18 protein-coding genes are annotated in these 18,548 nt (G+C 66.7%); 8 read left to right on the top strand and 10 right to left on the bottom strand.

Translation table 11 applies throughout. The annotated features are described in order from the left end of the window. Window positions 1-11: 11 nt before the first annotated feature. The 3 genes from ACIQ67_RS13030 to ACIQ67_RS13020 are packed head-to-tail and all read right to left on the bottom strand — an operon-like array spanning window position 12 to window position 3,128. Window positions 12-1,655, bottom strand: a complete 1,644-nt coding sequence (locus tag ACIQ67_RS13030) for a GMC family oxidoreductase (protein WP_397534801.1) — start codon at window positions 1,653-1,655, stop codon at window positions 12-14. Between the two features lie 10 nt (window positions 1,656-1,665). Continuing rightward, a complete protein-coding gene (locus ACIQ67_RS13025) occupies window positions 1,666-2,307 on the bottom strand; it encodes a MarC family protein (RefSeq protein WP_397534800.1) in 642 nt (213 codons plus the stop codon). Window positions 2,308-2,351: 44 nt separating this feature from the next. Further along, window positions 2,352-3,128, bottom strand: a complete 777-nt coding sequence (locus ACIQ67_RS13020; RefSeq protein ID WP_397534799.1) for a helical backbone metal receptor — start codon at window positions 3,126-3,128, stop codon at window positions 2,352-2,354. Window positions 3,129-3,353: 225 nt separating this feature from the next. On the opposite strand from ACIQ67_RS13020, the gene ACIQ67_RS13015 reads away from it, so the two are divergent. After that, window positions 3,354-3,851, top strand: a complete 498-nt coding sequence (locus ACIQ67_RS13015; protein ID WP_397534798.1) for an RNA recognition motif domain-containing protein — start codon at window positions 3,354-3,356, stop codon at window positions 3,849-3,851. Between the two features lie 140 nt (window positions 3,852-3,991). Here the strand turns inward: ACIQ67_RS13015 and ACIQ67_RS13010 are convergent, their stop codons facing one another. From ACIQ67_RS13010 to ACIQ67_RS12995, 4 genes are read right to left on the bottom strand one after another with little or no spacing between them, the layout of a single operon-like run. Next, window positions 3,992-4,768 carry an SDR family oxidoreductase gene (locus ACIQ67_RS13010; RefSeq protein ID WP_397534797.1) on the bottom strand — a complete coding sequence of 259 codons (777 nt, stop codon included), beginning with the start codon at window positions 4,766-4,768 and terminating at the stop codon, window positions 3,992-3,994. 1 nt (window position 4,769) lies between these two features. Continuing rightward, window positions 4,770-5,444: an LPS export ABC transporter periplasmic protein LptC gene (gene lptC, locus ACIQ67_RS13005; protein ID WP_397534796.1), complete on the bottom strand. Its 675-nt coding sequence runs from the start codon at window positions 5,442-5,444 to the stop codon at window positions 4,770-4,772. After that, window positions 5,444-6,031 carry a KdsC family phosphatase gene (locus ACIQ67_RS13000; RefSeq protein ID WP_397534795.1) on the bottom strand — a complete coding sequence of 196 codons (588 nt, stop codon included), beginning with the start codon at window positions 6,029-6,031 and terminating at the stop codon, window positions 5,444-5,446. The genes lptC and ACIQ67_RS13000 overlap by 1 nt, the downstream gene beginning before the upstream one ends. Further along, window positions 6,031-7,023 (bottom strand): SIS domain-containing protein, encoded by a 993-nt coding sequence (locus ACIQ67_RS12995; RefSeq protein WP_397534794.1) that lies wholly within the window; start codon window positions 7,021-7,023, stop codon window positions 6,031-6,033. Before ACIQ67_RS12995 ends, ACIQ67_RS13000 begins: the two co-directional genes overlap by 1 nt. A 121-nt stretch (window positions 7,024-7,144) precedes the next feature. On the opposite strand from ACIQ67_RS12995, the gene ACIQ67_RS12990 reads away from it, so the two are divergent. After that, the gene (locus tag ACIQ67_RS12990) at window positions 7,145-8,536 is read left to right on the top strand and encodes an FAD/NAD(P)-binding protein (protein WP_397534793.1); all 1,392 of its coding nucleotides are present in this window, start codon (window positions 7,145-7,147) and stop codon (window positions 8,534-8,536) included. A gap of 13 nt (window positions 8,537-8,549) precedes the next feature. Here ACIQ67_RS12990 and ACIQ67_RS12985 read toward each other — a convergent pair whose 3' ends face one another. Further along, window positions 8,550-9,821 carry a Glu/Leu/Phe/Val dehydrogenase gene (locus ACIQ67_RS12985; protein WP_397534792.1) on the bottom strand — a complete coding sequence of 424 codons (1,272 nt, stop codon included), beginning with the start codon at window positions 9,819-9,821 and terminating at the stop codon, window positions 8,550-8,552. A gap of 139 nt (window positions 9,822-9,960) precedes the next feature. Here ACIQ67_RS12985 and ACIQ67_RS12980 point away from each other — a divergent pair, with 139 nt between their 5' ends. Then, window positions 9,961-11,955, top strand: coding sequence for a cation:proton antiporter (locus tag ACIQ67_RS12980; protein WP_397534791.1), 1,995 nt, complete (start codon window positions 9,961-9,963; stop codon window positions 11,953-11,955). A gap of 127 nt (window positions 11,956-12,082) precedes the next feature. Here the strand turns inward: ACIQ67_RS12980 and ACIQ67_RS12975 are convergent, their stop codons facing one another. Continuing rightward, window positions 12,083-12,415 carry a hypothetical protein gene (locus ACIQ67_RS12975; RefSeq protein WP_397534790.1) on the bottom strand — a complete coding sequence of 111 codons (333 nt, stop codon included), beginning with the start codon at window positions 12,413-12,415 and terminating at the stop codon, window positions 12,083-12,085. A 312-nt stretch (window positions 12,416-12,727) separates the two neighbouring features. On the opposite strand from ACIQ67_RS12975, the gene ACIQ67_RS12970 reads away from it, so the two are divergent. From ACIQ67_RS12970 to ACIQ67_RS12960, 3 genes are read left to right on the top strand one after another with little or no spacing between them, the layout of a single operon-like run. After that, complete coding sequence (locus ACIQ67_RS12970) at window positions 12,728-13,990, top strand: acyl-CoA dehydrogenase family protein (protein ID WP_397534810.1); 1,263 nt, start codon at window positions 12,728-12,730, stop codon at window positions 13,988-13,990. Window positions 13,991-14,031: 41 nt separating this feature from the next. Continuing rightward, window positions 14,032-14,577, top strand: a complete 546-nt coding sequence (locus ACIQ67_RS12965) for an adenine phosphoribosyltransferase (protein ID WP_397534789.1) — start codon at window positions 14,032-14,034, stop codon at window positions 14,575-14,577. After that, window positions 14,577-14,810, top strand: a complete 234-nt coding sequence (locus tag ACIQ67_RS12960; RefSeq protein ID WP_397534788.1) for a DUF2805 domain-containing protein — start codon at window positions 14,577-14,579, stop codon at window positions 14,808-14,810. Before ACIQ67_RS12965 ends, ACIQ67_RS12960 begins: the two co-directional genes overlap by 1 nt. Window positions 14,811-14,868: 58 nt before the next feature. Here ACIQ67_RS12960 and ACIQ67_RS12955 read toward each other — a convergent pair whose 3' ends face one another. Then, window positions 14,869-16,401, bottom strand: a complete 1,533-nt coding sequence (locus ACIQ67_RS12955; RefSeq protein WP_397534787.1) for a methyl-accepting chemotaxis protein — start codon at window positions 16,399-16,401, stop codon at window positions 14,869-14,871. A gap of 220 nt (window positions 16,402-16,621) precedes the next feature. Between ACIQ67_RS12955 and ACIQ67_RS12950 the strand changes: the two genes are divergently transcribed. Beyond that, window positions 16,622-17,347 carry a biliverdin-producing heme oxygenase gene (locus tag ACIQ67_RS12950; protein ID WP_397534786.1) on the top strand — a complete coding sequence of 242 codons (726 nt, stop codon included), beginning with the start codon at window positions 16,622-16,624 and terminating at the stop codon, window positions 17,345-17,347. Then, a partial coding sequence (locus tag ACIQ67_RS12945; protein WP_397534785.1) for a GAF domain-containing protein occupies window positions 17,344-18,548 on the top strand: 1,205 nt, incomplete at its 3' end. The genes ACIQ67_RS12950 and ACIQ67_RS12945, both read left to right, overlap by 4 nt.

The following is an 18,548-nucleotide window of genomic DNA, read 5'->3' as shown; positions in this document are numbered from 1 at the left end:
CCGGCCGGCGGCTAGCTGCCGGCCTTGATCCAGGCGGCGGCGCGCTCGGCAATCATCAGCGTCGGCGAATTGGTGTTGCCGCTGGTGATGCTGGGCATCACGCTGGCGTCGATCACCCGCAGGCCAGTCACGCCGCGCACGCGCAGATGCGCGTCGACGACCGCCGTCGGGTCATCGTCACGCCCCATCTTGCAGCTGCCCACCGGGTGGAAGATGGTGGTGGCGATATCGCCGGCCAGGCGTGCCAGTTCCTCGTCGCTCTGGTATTGCGGACCCGGCTTGTATTCCTCGGGCTGGTAAGCCGCAAGTGCCGGCTGCGCGACGATGCGCCGCGTCAGCCGCAGGCTGTCGGCGGCGATGCGGCGGTCTTCCTCGGTGCTGAGGTAGTTGGGCGCGATGGCGGGCGCCTGGTCAGGGTCGGCCGAGCGGATCTGCACGCTGCCGCGGCTGCTGGGGTTCAGATTGCAGACGCTGGCGGTGATGGCATTGAAGTCATGCAGCGGCTGGCCAAAGGCGTCCAGCGACAGCGGCTGCACGTGGTACTGCAGGTCGGGCCACGCCTTGTCCGGTGTGCTGCGCGTGAATGCGCCTAGCTGTGACGGCGCCATGCTCATCGGGCCGCTGCGCTTGAGGGCGTACTCGAGGCCGATCTTCGCCTTGCCCCACAGGCTGCTGGCCAGCGTATTGAGTGTCTTGGCCCCCTGCACCTTGAACACCGCGCGGATCTGCAGATGGTCCTGCAGATTGGCGCCGACGCCAGGCAGATCTTGCTTCACCTCGACACCATGCTGCTGCAGCAGCTCGGAAGGACCGATGCCAGACAGCTGCAACAGTTGCGGCGAGCCGATGGCGCCTGCCGCCAGCAGCACCTCGCCGCCCGGATTCAACAGCGCGGTCTGCGGGCCGCTTGGCGTCCTCACCATGACGCCGCCGCAGTGCAGCTGCCCGTCGGCACGGTTCAGCACCAAGCGCTGAACCTGAGCGCCGGTCCAGAGTTCGAAGTTGGGTCGGCCGAAGCAGGTCGGCCGAAGAAAGGCTTTGGCCGTGTTCCAACGCCAACCCTTGCGCTGGTTGACCTCGAAATAGCCCACGCCCTCGTTGTTGCCGCCGTTGAAATCCTCGGTGGCTGGAATGCCGGCCTGCTGGGCCGCTTGCGCAAAGGCATCCAGGATGCCCCAGGACAGGCGCTGCTTCTCGACCCGCCATTCACCGCCATGGCCATGCAGAGCCTTGAAGGCGTCACTGACGCCGGTGGTAGCGTCAAGCCGCCAGTGGTTCTCATGCTGCTTGAAGAAGGGCAGCACCTGATCCCAGCGCCAAGCGTCCTCGCCGGTGGCATCGGCCCAGGCCTCGTAGTCGCGCGACTGGCCGCGCATATAAATCATGCCGTTGATGCTGGAGCAGCCGCCCAGCACCTTGCCGCGCGGATAGCGCAGGCTGCGGCCGTTCAGCCCGGCGTCGGGCTCGGTCTGGTAGAGCCAGTCGGTGCGCGGATTACCTATGCAGTGGAGGTAGCCGACAGGAATGTGGATCCAGTGGTAGTCGTCGTGACCACCGGCCTCCAGCAGCAGCACATGCTTGCGCGGATCTGCGCTGAGCCGATTGGCCAGCAGGCTGCCTGCGGTGCCGGCACCGACGATGATGTAGTCGTACATGGATGCGGAATCAGCGCGCCAGATGCGAGGCCAGCACAGGGAAGAGCTTGGTGAGTCCGTCGGCCAGCAACTCGACCGCGAGCGCGGCCAGGATCAGGCCCATCAGCCGCGTCATGATGTTGATGCCGGTCTGGCCCAGCACCCGGGCAATCCGGCCTGAAGCCGTGAACACGGCGTAGGTCACGAAGGCGACGACGACACCATAGCCCACCAGCACGCCCAGCTCCCACCAGTGCCGGGTCTTCTCGGCATAGATCACCATGGTGGAGATCGTGGCCGGGCCGGTGAGCAAGGGAATGGTCAGCGGCACCACCGCGATGCTGGCTCCGGCGTTGACTTTGTCCGAGCCTTCGGAGACGTCTTCCTTGCGGCCCTCCGCGGGCTGGGCATTGAGCATCTGCAGCGAGCTGATCAGCAGCAGCGTGCCACCCCCGACCTGGAAGCTGGCCAGCGAGATGCCGAAGAACTCGATCACCTTCAGGCCAGCCAATGCGCTGATCGCGATCACGACGAAGGCCGTGAAGGCGCTGACCAGGATCGTGTGCTTGCGCTGCGCCTTGCTGAAGGTCTGAGTGAAGTGGATGAAGAAGGGCACAACGCCGATCGGGTTGACGATGGCCAGTAGGGCGACCAGGGGTTTGTAGAGATCCATCGTCAGATGCTGCCGCAGTGGGCGGCCCTTGAGTATTGGGGCAACTATGCCTCAGCCAGCCCGCGCAGATAGTCCAGACCCCGGGCAGCGCGCGGCCCATACCAGCTGAGCAATTCGCCATCGACCAGGCGAACTCGCGCTTGCGGGCACAGCGCCTGGGCCAGTGGCAGGTGCTGCTGGGTGAAGCGATAGGGCTCCGAGCTGAGCAGGACCTGGTCGATGTGGGCGAGCCAGGGCTCATCGCCTTGCAGCACCGGATAGCGCGCCGCGCCTGTGCTGCCGCCTTCCACCGCTGGCCAGCTGCGCCAGCCGACCTGCTCCAGCATGCGTGCGATGTAGGTGTCGCGCGCCACCGTCATCCAGGGTTCGCGCCAGATCAGGTACAGCACCCGTTGCTCTGGCCATGGTCGGGCCGCGCAGCCGGCCAGTGAGATCTTCAGCTCGCTCGCGAGTCGGGCTGCACTCTCGCGCACCCCGGGCAGGGCATCAGCGAAAGCGTTGACCATCTGCTGCAGCAGTTCGAAGTTGTCCTCGGGCGCTATGGGATGTGTCACCAGCACATGAGGCACGAACTCGCGGATCGCGTCGACGGTGTCGAGCCGGTTCTCGTCCACGTTGACCAGCACATGGGTCGGCGCTAGCCGGCGCAGCTTGGCCAGATTCACGTCCTTGGTGCCCCCGATCTTGGGGACGGCGCGCACCGCATCGGCGGGATGAATGCAGAAACCGGTCCGCCCCACCAGATACGGCGCCAGACCTAGCGCCACCAGCAGCTCTGTCAGTGAGGGCACCAGGCTGACGATGCGCGGGGGTGTGGTCATGGGCCGCGATCATAGTCAGCGGCGCGCCGCCCGGACGGCTGCCTCAGGCAGCACGATTGCGGGTTTCCACGAGGAGCTGAAAAACAACAGTTGCCTGTGCCGCTTTGCGCAGCTCTGGACCGATCCACCATAATCGTTTACCTGTGTCTGGCAGCCGCACCTTCGCTTGAATGGTTCACGATGGAGAAGCTCCACATGGTTTTTTGGTATTGAAAGGGCTTCCTCATGGGAAACAAGCTTTACGTAGGCAATCTGGCCTATAGCGTGCGTGACGAGTCGTTGCAAGAAGCATTCGGCCAGTTCGGCACTGTGACTTCTGCAAAGGTCATGATGGACCGCGACACCGGTCGTTCCAAGGGCTTCGGCTTCGTGGAAATGGGTTCGGATGCCGAGGCGCAAGCCGCCATCAACGGCATGAATGGTCAAGCGCTGGAAGGCCGCGCGATCGTTGTCAACGAGGCCCGTCCTCGTGAAGAGCGTCCGGGCGGCTTCGGCGGCGGCGGTGGCCGTTCCGGCGGCGGCGGCTTCGGCGGCGGCGGTCGCTCTGGCGGCGGCGGCTACGGCGGCGGCGGCGGTGGTGGCTACGGCGGCGGCGGTGGTGGTGGCTACGGCGGTGGCGGCGGTGGCCGTTCCGGCGGTGGCGGCTACGGCGGTGGCGGCGGTGGCCGTTCCGGCGGTGGCGGTGGCTACGGCGGCGGCCGTTCGGGTGGCGGCGGCTACTAAACCCAGCCCAGCACAGACCGGATCACCGGCCCTTGGATGACAAGGGTTGGTGAATGCAAGACAGAAGGCGCCCTCGGGCGCCTTTTGCACTTCTGGATTGCTGCCCGCTCGCACCGGGCACCGCCCGAAGCCCCGCGCAGCTACTCGCCTTGTCGATGCTTGCGCGGCCGACCTGCCAGGAGGCGGTCGAACCAAGCGTTGGGCAGTGCGCGCATCAGCTTGGCGACCACGCCCATCTGCCAGGGGATGACGCGATAGCTGGCGCCGGCTTCGATCGCGGCGAACGCCCGGGCTGCAAAGTCTCCGGGCTGCATCAGGAAGGGCATGCGGTAGCGGTTCTGCCGCGTCAGCGGCGTATCGATATAGCCCGGCAGCAGGGTTACGACGCGGATGCCGTCCGAACGGCACTCGCCACGCAGGCTCTCGCAATAGCTGATGACCGCGGCCTTGCTGGAGCAGTAGGCGGCATGGCCCGGCAGGCCGCGGATGCCGGCCACGCTGGCGATGCCCACCAGCGCGCCGCTGCCGCGCTGGCGCATGGCAGCGATGAAGGGCTGGAAGGTGGCGGCCAGTCCGATGTTGTTGGTTGCGTAGATGCGGCGCATCACCTCAAGGTCCTCAATGATGGCCGTATCCATGCCGATGCTGATGCCGGCATTGGCGATCACCACATCGGGCAGTCCTTGCGCGGCGATGCAGGCGCGGCCGGCGGCGGTGATAGCGTCGATGTCGCACACATCGCCGGTGTGAACGGCATAGCGGTCGGCGCTGAGGCCTTGCGCCTCGGCCCAGGCCTGCAGTTCGGTGCTGCGGCGCGCCACCAGGGCCAGTCGCCAGCCCATCCGGTAGTAGTGCAAGGCCAGCGCCTGACCGATGCCGCTGGAGGCGCCGGTGATGTAGACGAGCGGGGCTGTCACTTCAGCGGTCCTGCGGTGTGCGGCGCGGCTCGAAGCGGGCCTTGCTCTGCCCGGTGAACCGCAGCTGGCCGCGCAAATGGTCGTACTCGATGCCTTGAGCGCGAACCTCGCCGCCGCTGTAGCGCAGCTTGACTGGCAGGTGCGAACGCAGCAGTTCACGATTCAGGAAGGCGTGCAGGAACTCGCCTTCGATCTCCAGCTGCGCAACGGTCGAGGGCCCCTTGTCCTGACCCGGCTCCATTCGGCGCACGCGGACCTCGCCGAGCAGCTGCAGCTCGCTGCCGTCGGCATTGGAGAGCGCACGCAGCGCGGTGGCTTCGGTCACTGCACCGTCGGTGCCCAGCCCACGCAAGCGAACGCCATCGATCTCCATGGTGTCGGTGTCGGGGTAATGGCGCATCTCGCGACCCTCGATGCGAAAGCGCAAGACGCCTTCGCGGTCGAATCGTTGCAGCTCGAAGCCCTGCATCAGGTAGTCCGGCTGGTGCCGTGGCGGCACCGGCTCGGTCGGCCCTTCCTGCACGGGCGTGTTTTTCACCAGCCACCAGCTGCCGGCCGCCAGCAGTGCCATCAGCAACAGCGGCAGGTAGGCTGACAGCAGCGACTGCGCACGCCACAGCCACGAGCGAGGCAGCCTGCGTTGCGCCGGAGCCGTGGGCGGAGCCAGGGTTTGCATCAGCGGCCGCTTCCGTCCAGGGTGTCGAGGTGGCCGTTTAACAGTTCGGCATAGCGACCGGCCGCGATCAACAGCAGATCGCAGCATTCGCGTGCCGCGCCATGTCCTCCCGGCGCGCTGGTGACGTGGTGGGCCACTGCCTTGACTTCGGCATGGGCTTGCGCCGGTGCGCAGGCAAAGCCGGCCCGTGTCATCAGCGGCAGATCGGGCCAGTCATCGCCCATGGCAGCCACCTCGTGCCAGGCCAGGCCGAGCTGGTCCAGCAGTGGCTGGGCCACGGCGAGCTTGTCCTTGGCACCGTAGACGGCATGCTGCAGGCCCAGATCGGCGACGCGACGTCGCACCGCCGGTGAATCGCGGCCGGTGATGATGATGGGGGTGATGCCGCCCTGGTCCAGCAGCTTCAGGCCATGGCCGTCCAGCGTCGAGAAGGCTTTGAAGCTCTCGCCCTGCTCACCGATGTAGATGCGGCCATCGGTCAGCACCCCGTCCACATCGAAGATCGCCGCCTTCAGGGCGAGGCCGGGTCCCTGGGCCTTGATCAACAACTCGGCCGGAAAGCGCAGCGCGGGGTTCAGGGCCTGCATCAGATCACCTTCGCTCGCATCAGGTCGTTGATGCTGATCGCGCCCAGCAGCTTGTGCTGTTCGTCAGTGACCAGCACCAGCGTGATCCGGGCTTCTTCCATCACGTCGGCGGCGTCAACCGCGAGCGCATCCCCCGCCACCGTGCGGGGCTTGGGCGAGGCCACATCGCCGGCTTTCAATTCGCGCAGATCCTGGCCGCGCTCGATCAGGCGGCGCAGGTCGCCGTCGGTGAAGATGCCTTGCACGCGGTCTTCGCTGTCGACCACCACGGCGGCGCCCAGTCCCTTGGCCGCCATCTCGCGCAACATCTCGCTGAAGCTGGCCTGCGGCGCCACGCGCGGCAAAGCGTCGCCGCTGCGCATCAGATCACGGACATGGGTCAGCAGTTTGCGGCCCAAAGCGCCGCCGGGGTGCGAGCGGGCGAAATCCTCGGGCTTGAAGCCGCGTGCATCCAGCAGCGCCACGGCCAGCGCATCACCCAGCGCCATCTGCGCTGTCGTGCTGGCGGTGGGCGCCAGGTTCAAGGGGCAGGCTTCCTGGGCTACGCCGCTGTCCAGCACCAGATGGGCATGGCGCGCCAGGCTGGAGCCGGCCTTGCCCGTCATCGCGATGATGGTGACGCCCAGGCGCTTGAGCACCGGCAGCACGGCATTGAGCTCGTCGCTCTCGCCTGAGTTGGACAAGGCGAGCACGACGTCCTTGGCGGTCACCATGCCCAGATCGCCGTGGCTGGCCTCGGCCGGGTGCACGAACAGCGCCGGCGTGCCGGTGGAGGCCAAAGTGGCGGCGATCTTGCGGCCGACATGGCCGCTCTTGCCCATGCCCATCACGGCCACGCGGCCGCTGCAGGCCAGCACGGCCTTCACCGTGCTGGCGAAGTCATCACCCAGCCTGGGCGACATGGCGCTCAGCGCATCGGCCTCGATCTGCAGCGCGCGGCGGGCCATTTCGACCGCTCGCGCGGCATCGAATTGCTGGACTTCTTGACTCATGCGGGCAGTGTAGCGGGCCAGGCCCAGATGACTGGTCAAGGCCCCGGTCTCTAGAATGCGCGGCGCCAGGGCGGACAGATGAGACGCACAAGGTCTGGCCGACAGCAAGGGAGCGTGGCAGATGCAGGTGGCGATCGTGGGAACCGGGTTCAGCGGCGTGGCGGTGGCCTGCCAGCTGCTGAAGCGGCTGCCCGCTGGCAGCACGTTGACGCTGTTCAATGCTTCCGGCGCCTGGGCGCGCGGCCTGGCTTACGGCACCCAGTCGCAGGAGCACGCGCTGAACGTGCCGGCGGCGCGCATGAGCCTGTATCCGGAGGATCCGCAGCACTTTCTGTCCTGGCTGCAAGCCCAAGGGGAGCGTGCCGCAGGCGCCGATTTCGTCTCGCGCCGCCTGTACGGGCAGTACCTGCAGCATTGTCTGGAGCAGGCCGCGCTGGATCGTCCGCAGGTGCAGCTGAACACCTGCATCGCCAGGGTCGAGCGCCTGCAGCCGCTGGCCGATGGTCGGCAGCAGCTGGTCTGGCGTGAAGGCGCCGACGGCAGCGCGGGCACCGCGGACTTTGATCGGGTGGTGCTGGCGCTGGGGCATTTCGCGCCCAGCCCGCCGCTGCCCGCGCTGGCCGATTTGCCAGCCCCGCTGTATGCCAATGATCCTTGGGATGCGCGGGCCTTGGACGACCTGCCGGCCGATGCCAGCGTGGCCTTGATCGGCAGCGGCCTGACCATGCTGGATGTGCTGCTGTCGCTGCGGCAGCGCGGCCATCGCGGGGTGGTGCTGGCGCTGTCGCGGCGCGGCCTGGCGCCGCTCGGCCACCGCACCAACGAACTTCCGCCGCCCGACTGGGTCCTGAGCCCGGCCTTGCTGGCGCCCGGGCTGAGCCTGCGTCAGCGCGTGCGCCGCCTGCGTGCGGAGTTGCGCGCGGCTGCCGCGGCCGGCTGCGAATGGCGCGATGTGTTCGGCGCCTTGCGAGCCCATACGCCGGCGCTGTGGCAACAGCTGTCGCTGAGCGATCGGGCGCGCTTCCTGCGCCATCTGCAGGTCTACTGGGACGTGCATCGCCACCGCGCCGCGCCTTCGGCCATCGCTCAGTTGGAGGCCATGCAGCACAGCGCCCAGCTGCAGCGGGGTGCCGGGCGCTTGCAGTCCGTCGAGCTCCGTGCCGAAGGCGCGCTGCGCCTGCACTGGCGGCCGCGTGGCGGCGGCGCGCTGCAGGTCTTCAACGCGCAGCGCGTGATCAATTGTTCCGGGCCAGGTTCGCGCATCGATGCGCGCAGCTCGCCACTGCTGTGGCAGCTGCAGCAGCAGGGGCGCCTGCTGCCCTGCCCGCTCGGGCTGGGGCTGCGGGTCGACGGCCACCTGCGCCTGCTGGATGCGACGGCCCAGCCGCAGGCCGGGCTGTTCTATATCGGCCCCTTGCTGAAGGCCGAGTACTGGGAAGCCACGGCCGTGCCGGAGCTGCGCGTGCTCGCCCGGCAGTTGGCTGAGCGAGTCTGCGAGCCGGCCGGCCACTGAGCCGGCTCAGCGATCAGGGATAGAGCCCGCGCTCTTCGCGCGCTTCCAGCACCCGTGTGCAGGCCACGACGAAGGCGGCGGTGCGCAGCGGGATGCGGTGCTGTTCCGAGGTCTCCCAGATGCCCTTGAAGGCACCGGTGATGATCTTGTCCAGGCGGACGTTGATCTCGTCCTCGGTCCAGAAGAAGCTGGAGAAGTCCTGCACCCATTCGAAGTAGGACACCGTTACGCCGCCTGAATTGGCGATCACATCGGGCACGACGATGATGCCGCGGTCGGCCAGCACCTGGTCGCCGTCCGGCGTGGTCGGGCCGTTGGCGCCTTCCAGCACCAGGCGGGTGGAGATGCGCTGGGCGCGCTCGGCCGTGATCTGGCCTTCCAGGGCCGCGGGGATCAGCACATCGGTCTTGACGTCCCAGAAGTTCTCGTTGTCGATGCGGTCGGCACCCTTGAAGCCGCCCACGCCGCCGGTCTTGGCCACGTGGTCGAGCAGATCCTGCATGTCGACGCCCTTCTCGTTCAGGATGGTGCCGGTGTGGTCCTGGACCGCTACGATGCGGGCGCCGTTGGCGGCGAACAGCTTGGCGGCGATCGAGCCGACGTTGCCGAAACCCTGCACCGCCACGCGCGCACCTTCCATCGGGATGTTCAGGCGGCGCATCGCTTCACGGCCGATCACGAACACGCCGCGGCCGGTGGCGGCCACACGGCCCAGCGAACCGCCCAGCGGGATCGGCTTGCCGGTGACGACGCCGGTCGCGGTGGCGCCGGTGTTCATCGAGTAGGTGTCCATCATCCAGGCCATGATCTGGCCATTGGTGTTCACGTCCGGTGCCGGGATGTCCTGCTGCGGGCCGATGATGATGCCGATCTCGCTGGTGTAGCGGCGGGTCATCTTCTCCAGCTCCTTGAGCGACAGCTGCTTGGGATCGACACGGATGCCGCCCTTGGCGCCGCCGTAGGGCAGGTTCACCGCGGCGTTCTTGATCGTCATCCAGGCCGACAGCGCCATCACTTCTTCCAGCGTCACGTCCGGGTGGTAGCGCACACCGCCCTTGCCGGGGCCGCGCGTCAGGCTGTGCTGCACGCGATAGCCCTCGAAGTGGGCGATGGTGCCGTTGTCCAGCTCGATGGGGATGTCGACGATCAGCGCGCGCTTGGGTCGGCGCAGCGTCTCGACCCAGCGTGCCAGATGACCGAGGTAGGGTTCAACGGCGTCGATCTGGGACAGGTAGGTTCCCCAGGGGCTGTTGCGAGTCGGCGAGACGAAGGACAGGTTGGGCATTGTGTGCTCCAGAAAATTTTTTGGTGGCGCGAACGGTATCGCGAAGCGAGCCCTGTGCGCCAGCGCTTTCCAAAGCCGAGTGCACATGTGCCCATGCGCCTTGCGCATAGGGTGCTTGAGAGGCCTATAACATCGGCCCATGACATCGCTGGATCTGGCCCTGCTCTATCTCGTCGCCGCCGTCGCCGGTGTGGTGATCTGCCGCATGCTCAAGCTGCCGGCCATGCTTGGCTATCTGGCTGTGGGGGTGCTGATCGGGCCGAATGCGCTGGCGCTGGCTAATGACACCGCCAGCATCCGCTACCTGGCTGAATTCGGCGTGGTCTTCCTGATGTTCGTCATCGGGCTGGAGTTCAACCTGCCCAAGCTGCGCAGCATGCGCAACCTGGTGTTCGGCCTGGGCCTGCTGCAAGTGACGATCACGATTGCCGGCACCCTGGCCGGTCACTTCCTTCTGGTCTGGGCGTTCGACTTCTTTGGCAGCCGCTGGGAACTGTCCTGGCAGGGTGCGCTGGTGCTGGGGGCGGCGATGGCGATGAGTTCCACCGCCATCGTCGTCAAGCTGATGGCCGAGCGGCTTGAGCTGGAGAGCGAGCACGGCCGGCGTGTTGTCGCGGTGCTGATCTTCCAGGATCTGGCGGTGGTGCCGCTGCTGGTGCTGATTCCGGCGCTGGACAGCGACGCGCAGACGATGGCGCAGTCGCTGGCCTGGGCCGGTGTGAAGGCGCTTGTGCTGCTGGGCCTGCTGTTCTGGGGCGGGCAGAAGCTGATGCGGTGGTGGCTCACGCTGGTGGCGCGCCGCAAGAGCGATGAGCTCTTCATGCTCAACCTGCTGCTGGTGACGCTGGGCCTGGCGTGGCTGACCGAGCACGCCGGGCTCTCGCTCGCGCTGGGCGCCTTTGTGGCCGGCATCCTCATCGCCGAGACCGAGTACAAGCACCAGGTGGAGACCGACATCCGGCCCTTCCACGACGTGCTGCTGGGCCTGTTCTTCATCACCATCGGCATGAAGCTGGACTGGCGCCCGGTGCTGGAGCAGTGGCCGCTGGTGCTGGTGCTGACGCTGCTGCCCATCCTCGCCAAGTTCGTGCTGATCGCCGGCCTGACCCGGCTGTTCAAGGCGCCCACCGGCGTGTCGCTGCGCACCGGTCTTTATCTGGCGCAGGCCGGTGAGTTCGGCTTCGTGCTGCTGACGCTGGGTGCGCAGCAGCAGCTGATCGCGCCGCAATGGGTCAGCCCGGTGCTGGCCAGCATGGTGTTGTCGATGCTCGCCACGCCGGTGCTCTTCATGTATGCCAACAGGATCGTGATGAAGCTCTCGGCCAATGACTGGATGCTGCAGTCGGTGCAGCTGACCAGCATCGCAAAGAAGTCCATCAAGGCGGAAGCGCACGTGATCATCTGCGGCTATGGCCGCAGCGGCCAGAACCTGGCACGCATGCTCGAAAAGGAGCAGATTCCCTATATGGCGCTGGACCTGGACCCCGACCGCGTGCGCCAGGCCGCCGCCGCCGGCCAGAGCGTGGTGTTTGGCGACGCCGCGCGCCTGCAAAGCCTGATGGCCGCCGGCCTGGCTCGCGCCAGCGCGGTGGTGGTGACCTATCACGACACGCCGTCAGCGCTGAAGATCCTGCAACTGGTGCGCTCGCATGCGGCCCAGGTGCCGGTGGTGGTGCGCACCATCGACGACAGCGATCTGGAGCGCCTGCGCGCCGCCGGCGCCACCGAGGTGGTGCCCGAGGCCATCGAAGGCTCGCTGATGCTGGCCAGCCATGCGCTGGCGCTGGTAGGCGTGCCGATGCGCCGCGTGATCCGCCTGACCCGCGATGCCCGCGATGCCCGCTACGGCCTCTTGCGCGGCTACTTCCACGGGGCCGACGACGACACGGCCGAGGAGCGCCAGCAGGAACGCCTGCGCTCGGTCGGCCTGCCGCAAGCCAGCCCCTTCGCGGGCGAGCGCCTGGGCGATCTGGCCTTGCACGCCACCGGCGTCGGCGTGGTCTCGCTGCGGCGCGCCAACGGCTCGGTGGTGGACGCCCACGATGAACTGCTGCTGGCCGGCGGCGACACGCTGGTGCTGTCCGGCCTGCCCGAGGCGCTGGCGCTGGCGGAAGAGAAGCTGCTGCGGGCTTGAGCTGGGGCAGGCGGGCACTGCCGCCCGAGAGGGAATTGCTCAGCCCGCCCCCCATTCGCATGCAGGCCGTGACGACGGCAAGCTTCAGGATGGAGAGTGCGCCACCACCCGGGGCCTCCCAGGCGGATCACTGCACGATCAGCGTGTTGACGTCCTCGCCATCTGGCCAACGCATGCAGGTGCCCGAGCCCGCCACGGTGATCGGCAGCTTCTCGGCACGCGCCATCATCAGCAAGGCGAGCTGGCGCTTGCCCGCTTCAGAGTTTTCATCCCGGATGATCCAGTAGCTTGTCTGGCTCGCGCAGGCGGGCCGGGTGTATCCGGCGCTGTTGCTGAGCTTGAAGGTCACAAGGCCATCGGACGCGCGCACAGCAATTTCGGTGACCAGACCCGTCTGAGTGCCCGCCGTCGAGACACCGGCTATCAGCGCGGCGAGTCCGACGGCGAGTCGCTTGACCATAGGTGAAGAGTTCATGGAGGCTCCTGATCGAGGGGGCGTTTTCCACACATCGAATAAGTTAGCGACCCATCATAGTCATGATTGCGCGGGCAGCCGGAGCCTGGCTGTGTCCCTTTGTCAGCCACCGGATTCCGCGCTGGCTGTGCCAGCCGGAAGTGTCGGGCTGCTTGATCGCGGCTGCCGAGCGCTCGGCCAGCCAGGTCGACCCGCCTCAAGCTGCTGTTTCGCACCGGGATGCTGCCTTCGTGACAGCGACGCCTGGCGGATTGCGCCACACTTGATTCACACCCAGCCAAGGAGCGTGCCGTGAGCATGAACTTCGATTACAGCCCCAAGGTGCAGGACATGCGCGAGCGCCTGCTGGCCTTCTTCGACGCGCACATCTATCCGAACGAGCGCCGCTTCATCGAAGAGATCGAGACCAACCGCCGCGCCGGCAATGCCTGGATCCCCACCAAGCTGATCGAGGAACTCAAGCCCAAGGCGCGCGCCGCCGGGCTGTGGAATCTGTTCCTGCCGCGCTCGCCGCGTGCGCCGGAAGGCCTGTCCAACCTGGAATATGCGCCGCTCTGCGAAATCATGGGCCGCGTGCCCTGGGCGGCCGAGGTGTTCAACTGCTCCGCGCCCGACACCGGCAATATGGAGACCATCGAGCGCTACGGCAGCGAGGCGCAGAAGGACCAGTGGCTGGAGCCGCTGCTGAAGGGTGAAATCCGCTCGGCCTTCCTGATGACCGAGCCGGCCGTGGCCTCCAGCGACGCCACCAATATCGAATGCTCCATCACCCGCGAGGGCGACGAGTATGTGATCAACGGCCGCAAGTGGTGGTCCTCGGGTGCGGGTGATCCGCGCTGCCAGATCTACATCGTGATGGGCAAGACCGACCTCGAGGCCGGCCGCCACGAGCAGCAGTCCATGATCCTGGTGCCGGCCAACACGCCGGGCATCCGCGTGATCCGCCCTCTGAGCGTGTTCGGCTACGACGATGCGCCGCACGGCCATATGGAGGTCGAGCTGAAGAATGTGCGCGTGCCGGTCAGCAGCCTGCTGCTGGGCGAGGGCCGCGGCTTCGAGATCGCGCAAGGCCGTCTGGGGCCGGGCCGTATCCACCACTGCATGCGCTCCATCGGCGCGGCCGAGCGGGCGCTGGAACTGCTGTGCCAGCGCGCTATCGCCCGCACCGCCTTCGGCAAGACCATCGCGCAGCAGACCGTCACGCAGGAGCGCATCGCCGAGGCGCGCTGCAGCATCGAGCAGGCGCGCCTGCTGACGCTCAAGGCTGCCTACATGATGGACACGGTGGGCAACAAGGTCGCCAAGGCCGAGATCGCGATGATCAAGATCGTTGCACCGAACATGGCGCTCAAGATCATCGACTGGGCCATTCAGGTCTATGGCGGCGCTGGTGTCTCCGACGACACGCCGCTGGCCTATATGTGGGCCATGCAGCGCACGCTGCGCCTGGCCGACGGCCCGGACGAGGTGCACCGCAACTCGCTGGCCAAGCTGGAGCTGGCGCGCCACATGAAGCTGCCGGCTGACCAGGTGCAGATGCCGATCACGCGCGGCGCCTGAGCGCCCACAGCGCCGGCAGGCATGGCCCGATAATCCGGGCCATGCCCGAACTCGCCGCTGACTACATCAAACGCCACATCCGCACTGTGCCCGACTGGCCGGCGCCGGGTGTGCAGTTCCGCGACATCACGCCGCTGCTGTCCAACCCGCGCGTGTTCCGCGTGTTGATCGACCAGTTCGTGCACCGCTATTTCGATGAACGTCCGGCGGCCATCGCGGGCCTGGACGCGCGCGGCTTCATCATCGGCTCGGTGCTGGCCTATGAGCTCAATATCGGCTTCATCCCGATCCGCAAGAAGGGCAAGCTGCCCTACACCACGGTCGAGGAGACCTACGAGCTGGAGTACGGCAGCGCCACGGTGGAGATGCATACTGATGCGGTCAAGCCGGGCGAGCGCGTCGTGCTGATCGATGATCTGGTGGCCACCGGCGGCACCATGCTGGCCGGCGCACGCTTGCTGCAACGGCTGGGCGCCGAGGTGATCGAGTGCGCGTCCATCGTCGACCTGCCCGAGCTGGGCGGCTCTGCCAAGATTCGCGATGCCGGGCTCAAGCTCTTCACCCTGGTCGACTTCGAAGGACATTGATGGCCAAGACCATTCCCCGCCTCAGCCCGGACGAGATCCAGCGCGTCATCCAGACGGCCTTTGCGGATCGTCCGCCCTATAACCGTGTGCTGATGGAGCATGGCCTAGGCCAGGGCGAGTTGGTGCAGCTGATGAAGCGCGAGCTCACCTCCAGCGCCTACAAGCTCTGGGTGGCTCAGGGCAAGGGTGTCAAGGCGCCCACCACCAAGGCCAAATGGCCGCATGGCCGCTAGGCCGCATCGGCGCTGCAAAGGGCCTTTCGACGCCAAGGCGTTCCTGCCGATCCCCCCATCACAGGCGGAAGACGGCGACGGCTTGCACCAGCTGCTGAGCCTGGGCCTTCAGGCTTTCGGCCGCGGCGGCTGACTCCTCGACCAAGGCAGCGTTCTGCTGCGTGGTCCGATCCAACTGGGTCACCGCCTCGCCGACCTGGGCCACGCCCTGGCTCTGCTCTGAACTGGCGGCGCTGATCTCGGCCATGATGTCGGTCACGCGCCGGATCGAATTCACGACGTCGGTCATCGTGCTGCCTGCCTGGTCCACCAAGGCTGAGCCACGTTCGACGCGGTCCACGCTGGCGCCGATGAGGCTCTTGATCTCCTTGGCTGCTTCGGCGCTGCGGCTCGCTAGCGAGCGGACCTCCGATGCCACGACTGCGAAGCCACGCCCTTGCTCGCCCGCGCGCGCGGCCTCGACAGCGGCATTGAGCGCCAGGATATTGGTCTGGAACGCGATGCCATCGATCACGCCGATGATTTCGTTGATCCGCCGCGAGCTGTCATTGATGTCCTTCATCGTGCTCACGACCTGGGAGACGACCTCGCCGCCTTGCATGGCCACGCCCCGGGCATGCTGGGCCAGATGGTCAGCCTGACGCGCGTTGTCGGCGTTGTGCCTGACGGTGGCGCCAAGCTCCTCCATCGAAGCGGCGGTCTGCTCCAGCGCGCTGGCCTGCTGCTCGGTCCGTGCAGACAGGTCGTTGTTGCCCGAGGCGATCTGTGTACTGGCTGTAGCCACGTTTTCCGAGCCCTGGCGAACCTGGCTCACCACGGCGGACAGCTTGGTCTGCATTTCTGACAAGGTGCCCAGCAGTTCTCCAATTTCATCGCCTTGGCCGGATTCCAGCTGCTCACCGAGATCGCCATCGCCGATCCGTCTGGCTGCGGTGCAGGCGATGGCCAGCCTGCCGGCGACGCTGCTTGAAAGGCGCCAGCTGATCACGACCGCCAGCGCAACGCCCAAGGCCAGCAGCAGCGCGGACTTGTAGTACAGCTGCTGGAAGCGCGCCTCGACTTCGTCTTGAGCGCGGCGAACATTGGCCGACTCGCCGTCCACCAGGTCTTGCGTCACCTGGATGTAGGTGTCGGTGATGGCCGCAAAGCTGCTCTGCACCAGCCGACGGGCACCCTCGGTATCCCCGGCGGCTTTCAGGGCGTTGACCTGCTCGCGGGCGGCCAGCCAGCTCTTGCGAACCTCGCCCACCTTCTCGGCCCGTGCGCGGGAGGCGGGGTCGATCGCCTTCTCCAGAAAGGTCTTCTGAGTGGCGCTGGTTTGCTTGGAGGTGTTGGCCATGGCCTCCTTGAAGAAGTCCAGCATGGCAGGCCCTTCTGAGAAGCCAACTGCCAGCGAGCGCGCCGAGTTCTGCCTCACATCACCCTGCCAGAAACCGGCGAGCTGAAGCAACGCCGAAGAGCGCTCCATGCGCAGGGTGGCCTCGATGGCGCGCTCCAACTGCCAGACTGTTGCGGCCGCCGTGAACAGAAACAGCACGATCACTGCGGAGAAGCCCAGCTTCAGTCGCGTCGAGATTTTCAGATTGCTCATGGATTGGCCCGCTAGGTTGGCGAGCTTGCGGAATCAGCCGCCTTGGCGACGATGGCAAGCGTTAGGCGAATGGCCTGTCGACGGACAGTGCCCCCAAATTTCATTGTGCAGGGGGGTGGGCCGGAGCGGGAGACCGTGGGCTCATGTGCCAGGGTCTCCCGGCATGGCTTGTCAAACATTCCTGACAAGGGTTTGGCCGTATCGGCCATAGCCTTGCTGCATGAGTGTTGCTTTCAACCAGCTGGAGGCCAGTGTGTTGGGTCAGCCAGTCAGCAGTTTCAAGAGCCGTTCAAGCGCCCTGTCAGCCGTTCAGGCCATGCGGCAGCGAACGACCGTGCTGCACCAGATTTTGGAGTCCAGCGCGCTCGCGGCAGTGCTGATGTCGCCCCGGCTCACCCTGGGCCAGTATGCCGTGGTGCTGAGTGCATGGGGCGGTGCCTGGCGCGTGCTGGAGGCCCACATTGCCACAGCCGCCTGCAGTCCGGGCCTGGCTGAGTTGGCGCCGCGGCCTCGGGCGGAGCTGGCGGAGCAGGATCTCGCCTGCCTGGGGGTCAGCACGCTGATGGAGGCCGAGCGCCAACGCCACGCCGCGCGGCATGTGCAGCTCTTCGACATCGACTCCGACGCCGAACTGCTCGGCGTGTACTACGTGCTGCGCGGCTCGATGCTGGGCGCCAAGCTCATCGGCCGGCATCTGCATGAGGTTCTTGGCCTGGATGCAGCAAGCGGGGCCGCCTTCTTTGCCAGCACCGACGAGTCATCGCTGCCCTGGCCCAGGTGGCTCGAGCGCTGGAATCAGAGCCTGCAGCAAGAGCAGGCCATTGACGCCGCCGTGCAAGGTGCGGTCAAGACCTTCAGCTATCTACTGGACTGGTTTGAAGCCTGCGCACCGTCTGCTTTGGACCGAGCGGCCCAGACGCGTGCGCCAGCCGGATCCATCGGGTGACTGACGCGCCTATGGACATCATCAGCCCAGCTGTCGAGGACAGCTCCCATGCGGACTCGCTCGCCAGCTGTGCGACGGAGGCGATCCATCTGACGCAGTGGGTGCAGAGCTATGGCTTCGTGCTGGTTTGCGATGCTGCGACCCGGCTGCTTGAGCGCGCCTCGCAGAACACCGCACAGTTCCTGGCCATTGATCCGGCCGCTGCGCTGGGCAGCCCAATCGCCGAGTGGTTCGAGGGCGGCGAGCGGGCATTCAGCCTGGCGATCCAGCAGGTGACGCCCGGAACGCCGCAGCTCGTGGATCTGCAGTTCCGGCCGGAGTTGCTCAGGGTGTCCGGCCTTGAGCTCGTTGCGCATTGGGTGGCCGGCGAAGTCGTCTTCGAAGCCATGCCCTGCGATTCGTCTGGCCGTGGCGGCCTTGACGAGGCGAACGTCGAGGCGCTGATCGACAGCCTGGCCGAACTGAGACGCCCTAATGCGCTCCATTCATTCCTGCAGGGTTGTGCCACCGAGTTGCGTCGCCTGACCGGCTACCAGCGCGTCATGATCTACCGCTTCCTGCCCGACTGGTCCGGCGAAGTGATCGCCGAGTCCCATGCGGCCGAAACCACGGAGCGCTATCTCGGGCTGCGGTTTCCTGCATCCGACATCCCGCCTCAGGCGCGCGAGCTCTACAAGATCAACCTGTTGCGCATCATTGCCGATGTGGATGCCGAGCCGGCCCAGCTGCTGGCCACGGCCGATGCCGCCATGCTTGACCAGAGCCATGGGCTGCTGCGCTGTCCGTCGCCGATGCACATCCGCTATCTGCAGAATATGGGCGTCAGGGCCACGCTGGTCATCTCGCTGCTCAAGGATGGTGAGCTTTTGGGCATGGTTGCCTGTCACCACAACGAACCAAAGGTGCCACCCAATCAGCTGCGGCGCTCGACGCGCAATCTGTGCGCGTTGATCGCCGAAGCCACGACGCAGCGCATTGATTCGCTGCGGCAGGTCGAGGTGGCGTCGCGCGCGCTGAAGCTGCGCGACGTGGGCAACCGCTTCGCCGAGCGTCTTCGGCAGGACGGTGATTTCCAGAAGCTGATGGAGACGGCGCTGGGCGAGGCGGCTGAACCCTTGCAGGTGCAGGGCTTCGGACTGTTTCTGCACGGGCAATGGCTGATCAAGCCGCCGCTGCCGGACGAGCATTGCGAGGCCGTGAA

The organism is Roseateles sp. (assembly GCF_044373315.1).
Taxonomy (GTDB): Bacteria; Pseudomonadota; Gammaproteobacteria; order Burkholderiales; family Burkholderiaceae_C; genus JACDQM01.
The sequence above is the reverse complement of the archived record's forward strand: the minus strand, read 5'-3'. Positions and strand labels throughout refer to the sequence as shown.

Coding starts and splice junctions, on each gene's coding strand:
- ACIQ67_RS12980 (WP_397534791.1), top strand. CDS start 9,961: ATGACATCGCTGGATCTGGCCCTGCTCTATCTCGTCGCCGCCGTCGCC.
- ACIQ67_RS12970 (WP_397534810.1), top strand. CDS start 12,728: ATGAACTTCGATTACAGCCCCAAGGTGCAGGACATGCGCGAGCGCCTG.
- ACIQ67_RS12985 (WP_397534792.1), bottom strand. CDS start 9,821: ATGCCCAACCTGTCCTTCGTCTCGCCGACTCGCAACAGCCCCTGGGGA.
- ACIQ67_RS12975 (WP_397534790.1), bottom strand. CDS start 12,415: ATGGTCAAGCGACTCGCCGTCGGACTCGCCGCGCTGATAGCCGGTGTC.
- ACIQ67_RS13000 (WP_397534795.1), bottom strand. CDS start 6,031: ATGCAGGCCCTGAACCCCGCGCTGCGCTTTCCGGCCGAGTTGTTGATC.
- ACIQ67_RS13020 (WP_397534799.1), bottom strand. CDS start 3,128: ATGACCACACCCCCGCGCATCGTCAGCCTGGTGCCCTCACTGACAGAG.
- ACIQ67_RS12965 (WP_397534789.1), top strand. CDS start 14,032: ATGCCCGAACTCGCCGCTGACTACATCAAACGCCACATCCGCACTGTG.
- ACIQ67_RS12995 (WP_397534794.1), bottom strand. CDS start 7,023: ATGAGTCAAGAAGTCCAGCAATTCGATGCCGCGCGAGCGGTCGAAATG.
- ACIQ67_RS12990 (WP_397534793.1), top strand. CDS start 7,145: ATGCAGGTGGCGATCGTGGGAACCGGGTTCAGCGGCGTGGCGGTGGCC.
- lptC (WP_397534796.1), bottom strand. CDS start 5,444: ATGCAAACCCTGGCTCCGCCCACGGCTCCGGCGCAACGCAGGCTGCCT.
- ACIQ67_RS13030 (WP_397534801.1), bottom strand. CDS start 1,655: ATGTACGACTACATCATCGTCGGTGCCGGCACCGCAGGCAGCCTGCTG.
- ACIQ67_RS13015 (WP_397534798.1), top strand. CDS start 3,354: ATGGGAAACAAGCTTTACGTAGGCAATCTGGCCTATAGCGTGCGTGAC.
- ACIQ67_RS12950 (WP_397534786.1), top strand. CDS start 16,622: ATGAGTGTTGCTTTCAACCAGCTGGAGGCCAGTGTGTTGGGTCAGCCA.
- ACIQ67_RS13025 (WP_397534800.1), bottom strand. CDS start 2,307: ATGGATCTCTACAAACCCCTGGTCGCCCTACTGGCCATCGTCAACCCG.
- ACIQ67_RS12960 (WP_397534788.1), top strand. CDS start 14,577: ATGGCCAAGACCATTCCCCGCCTCAGCCCGGACGAGATCCAGCGCGTC.
- ACIQ67_RS12955 (WP_397534787.1), bottom strand. CDS start 16,401: ATGAGCAATCTGAAAATCTCGACGCGACTGAAGCTGGGCTTCTCCGCA.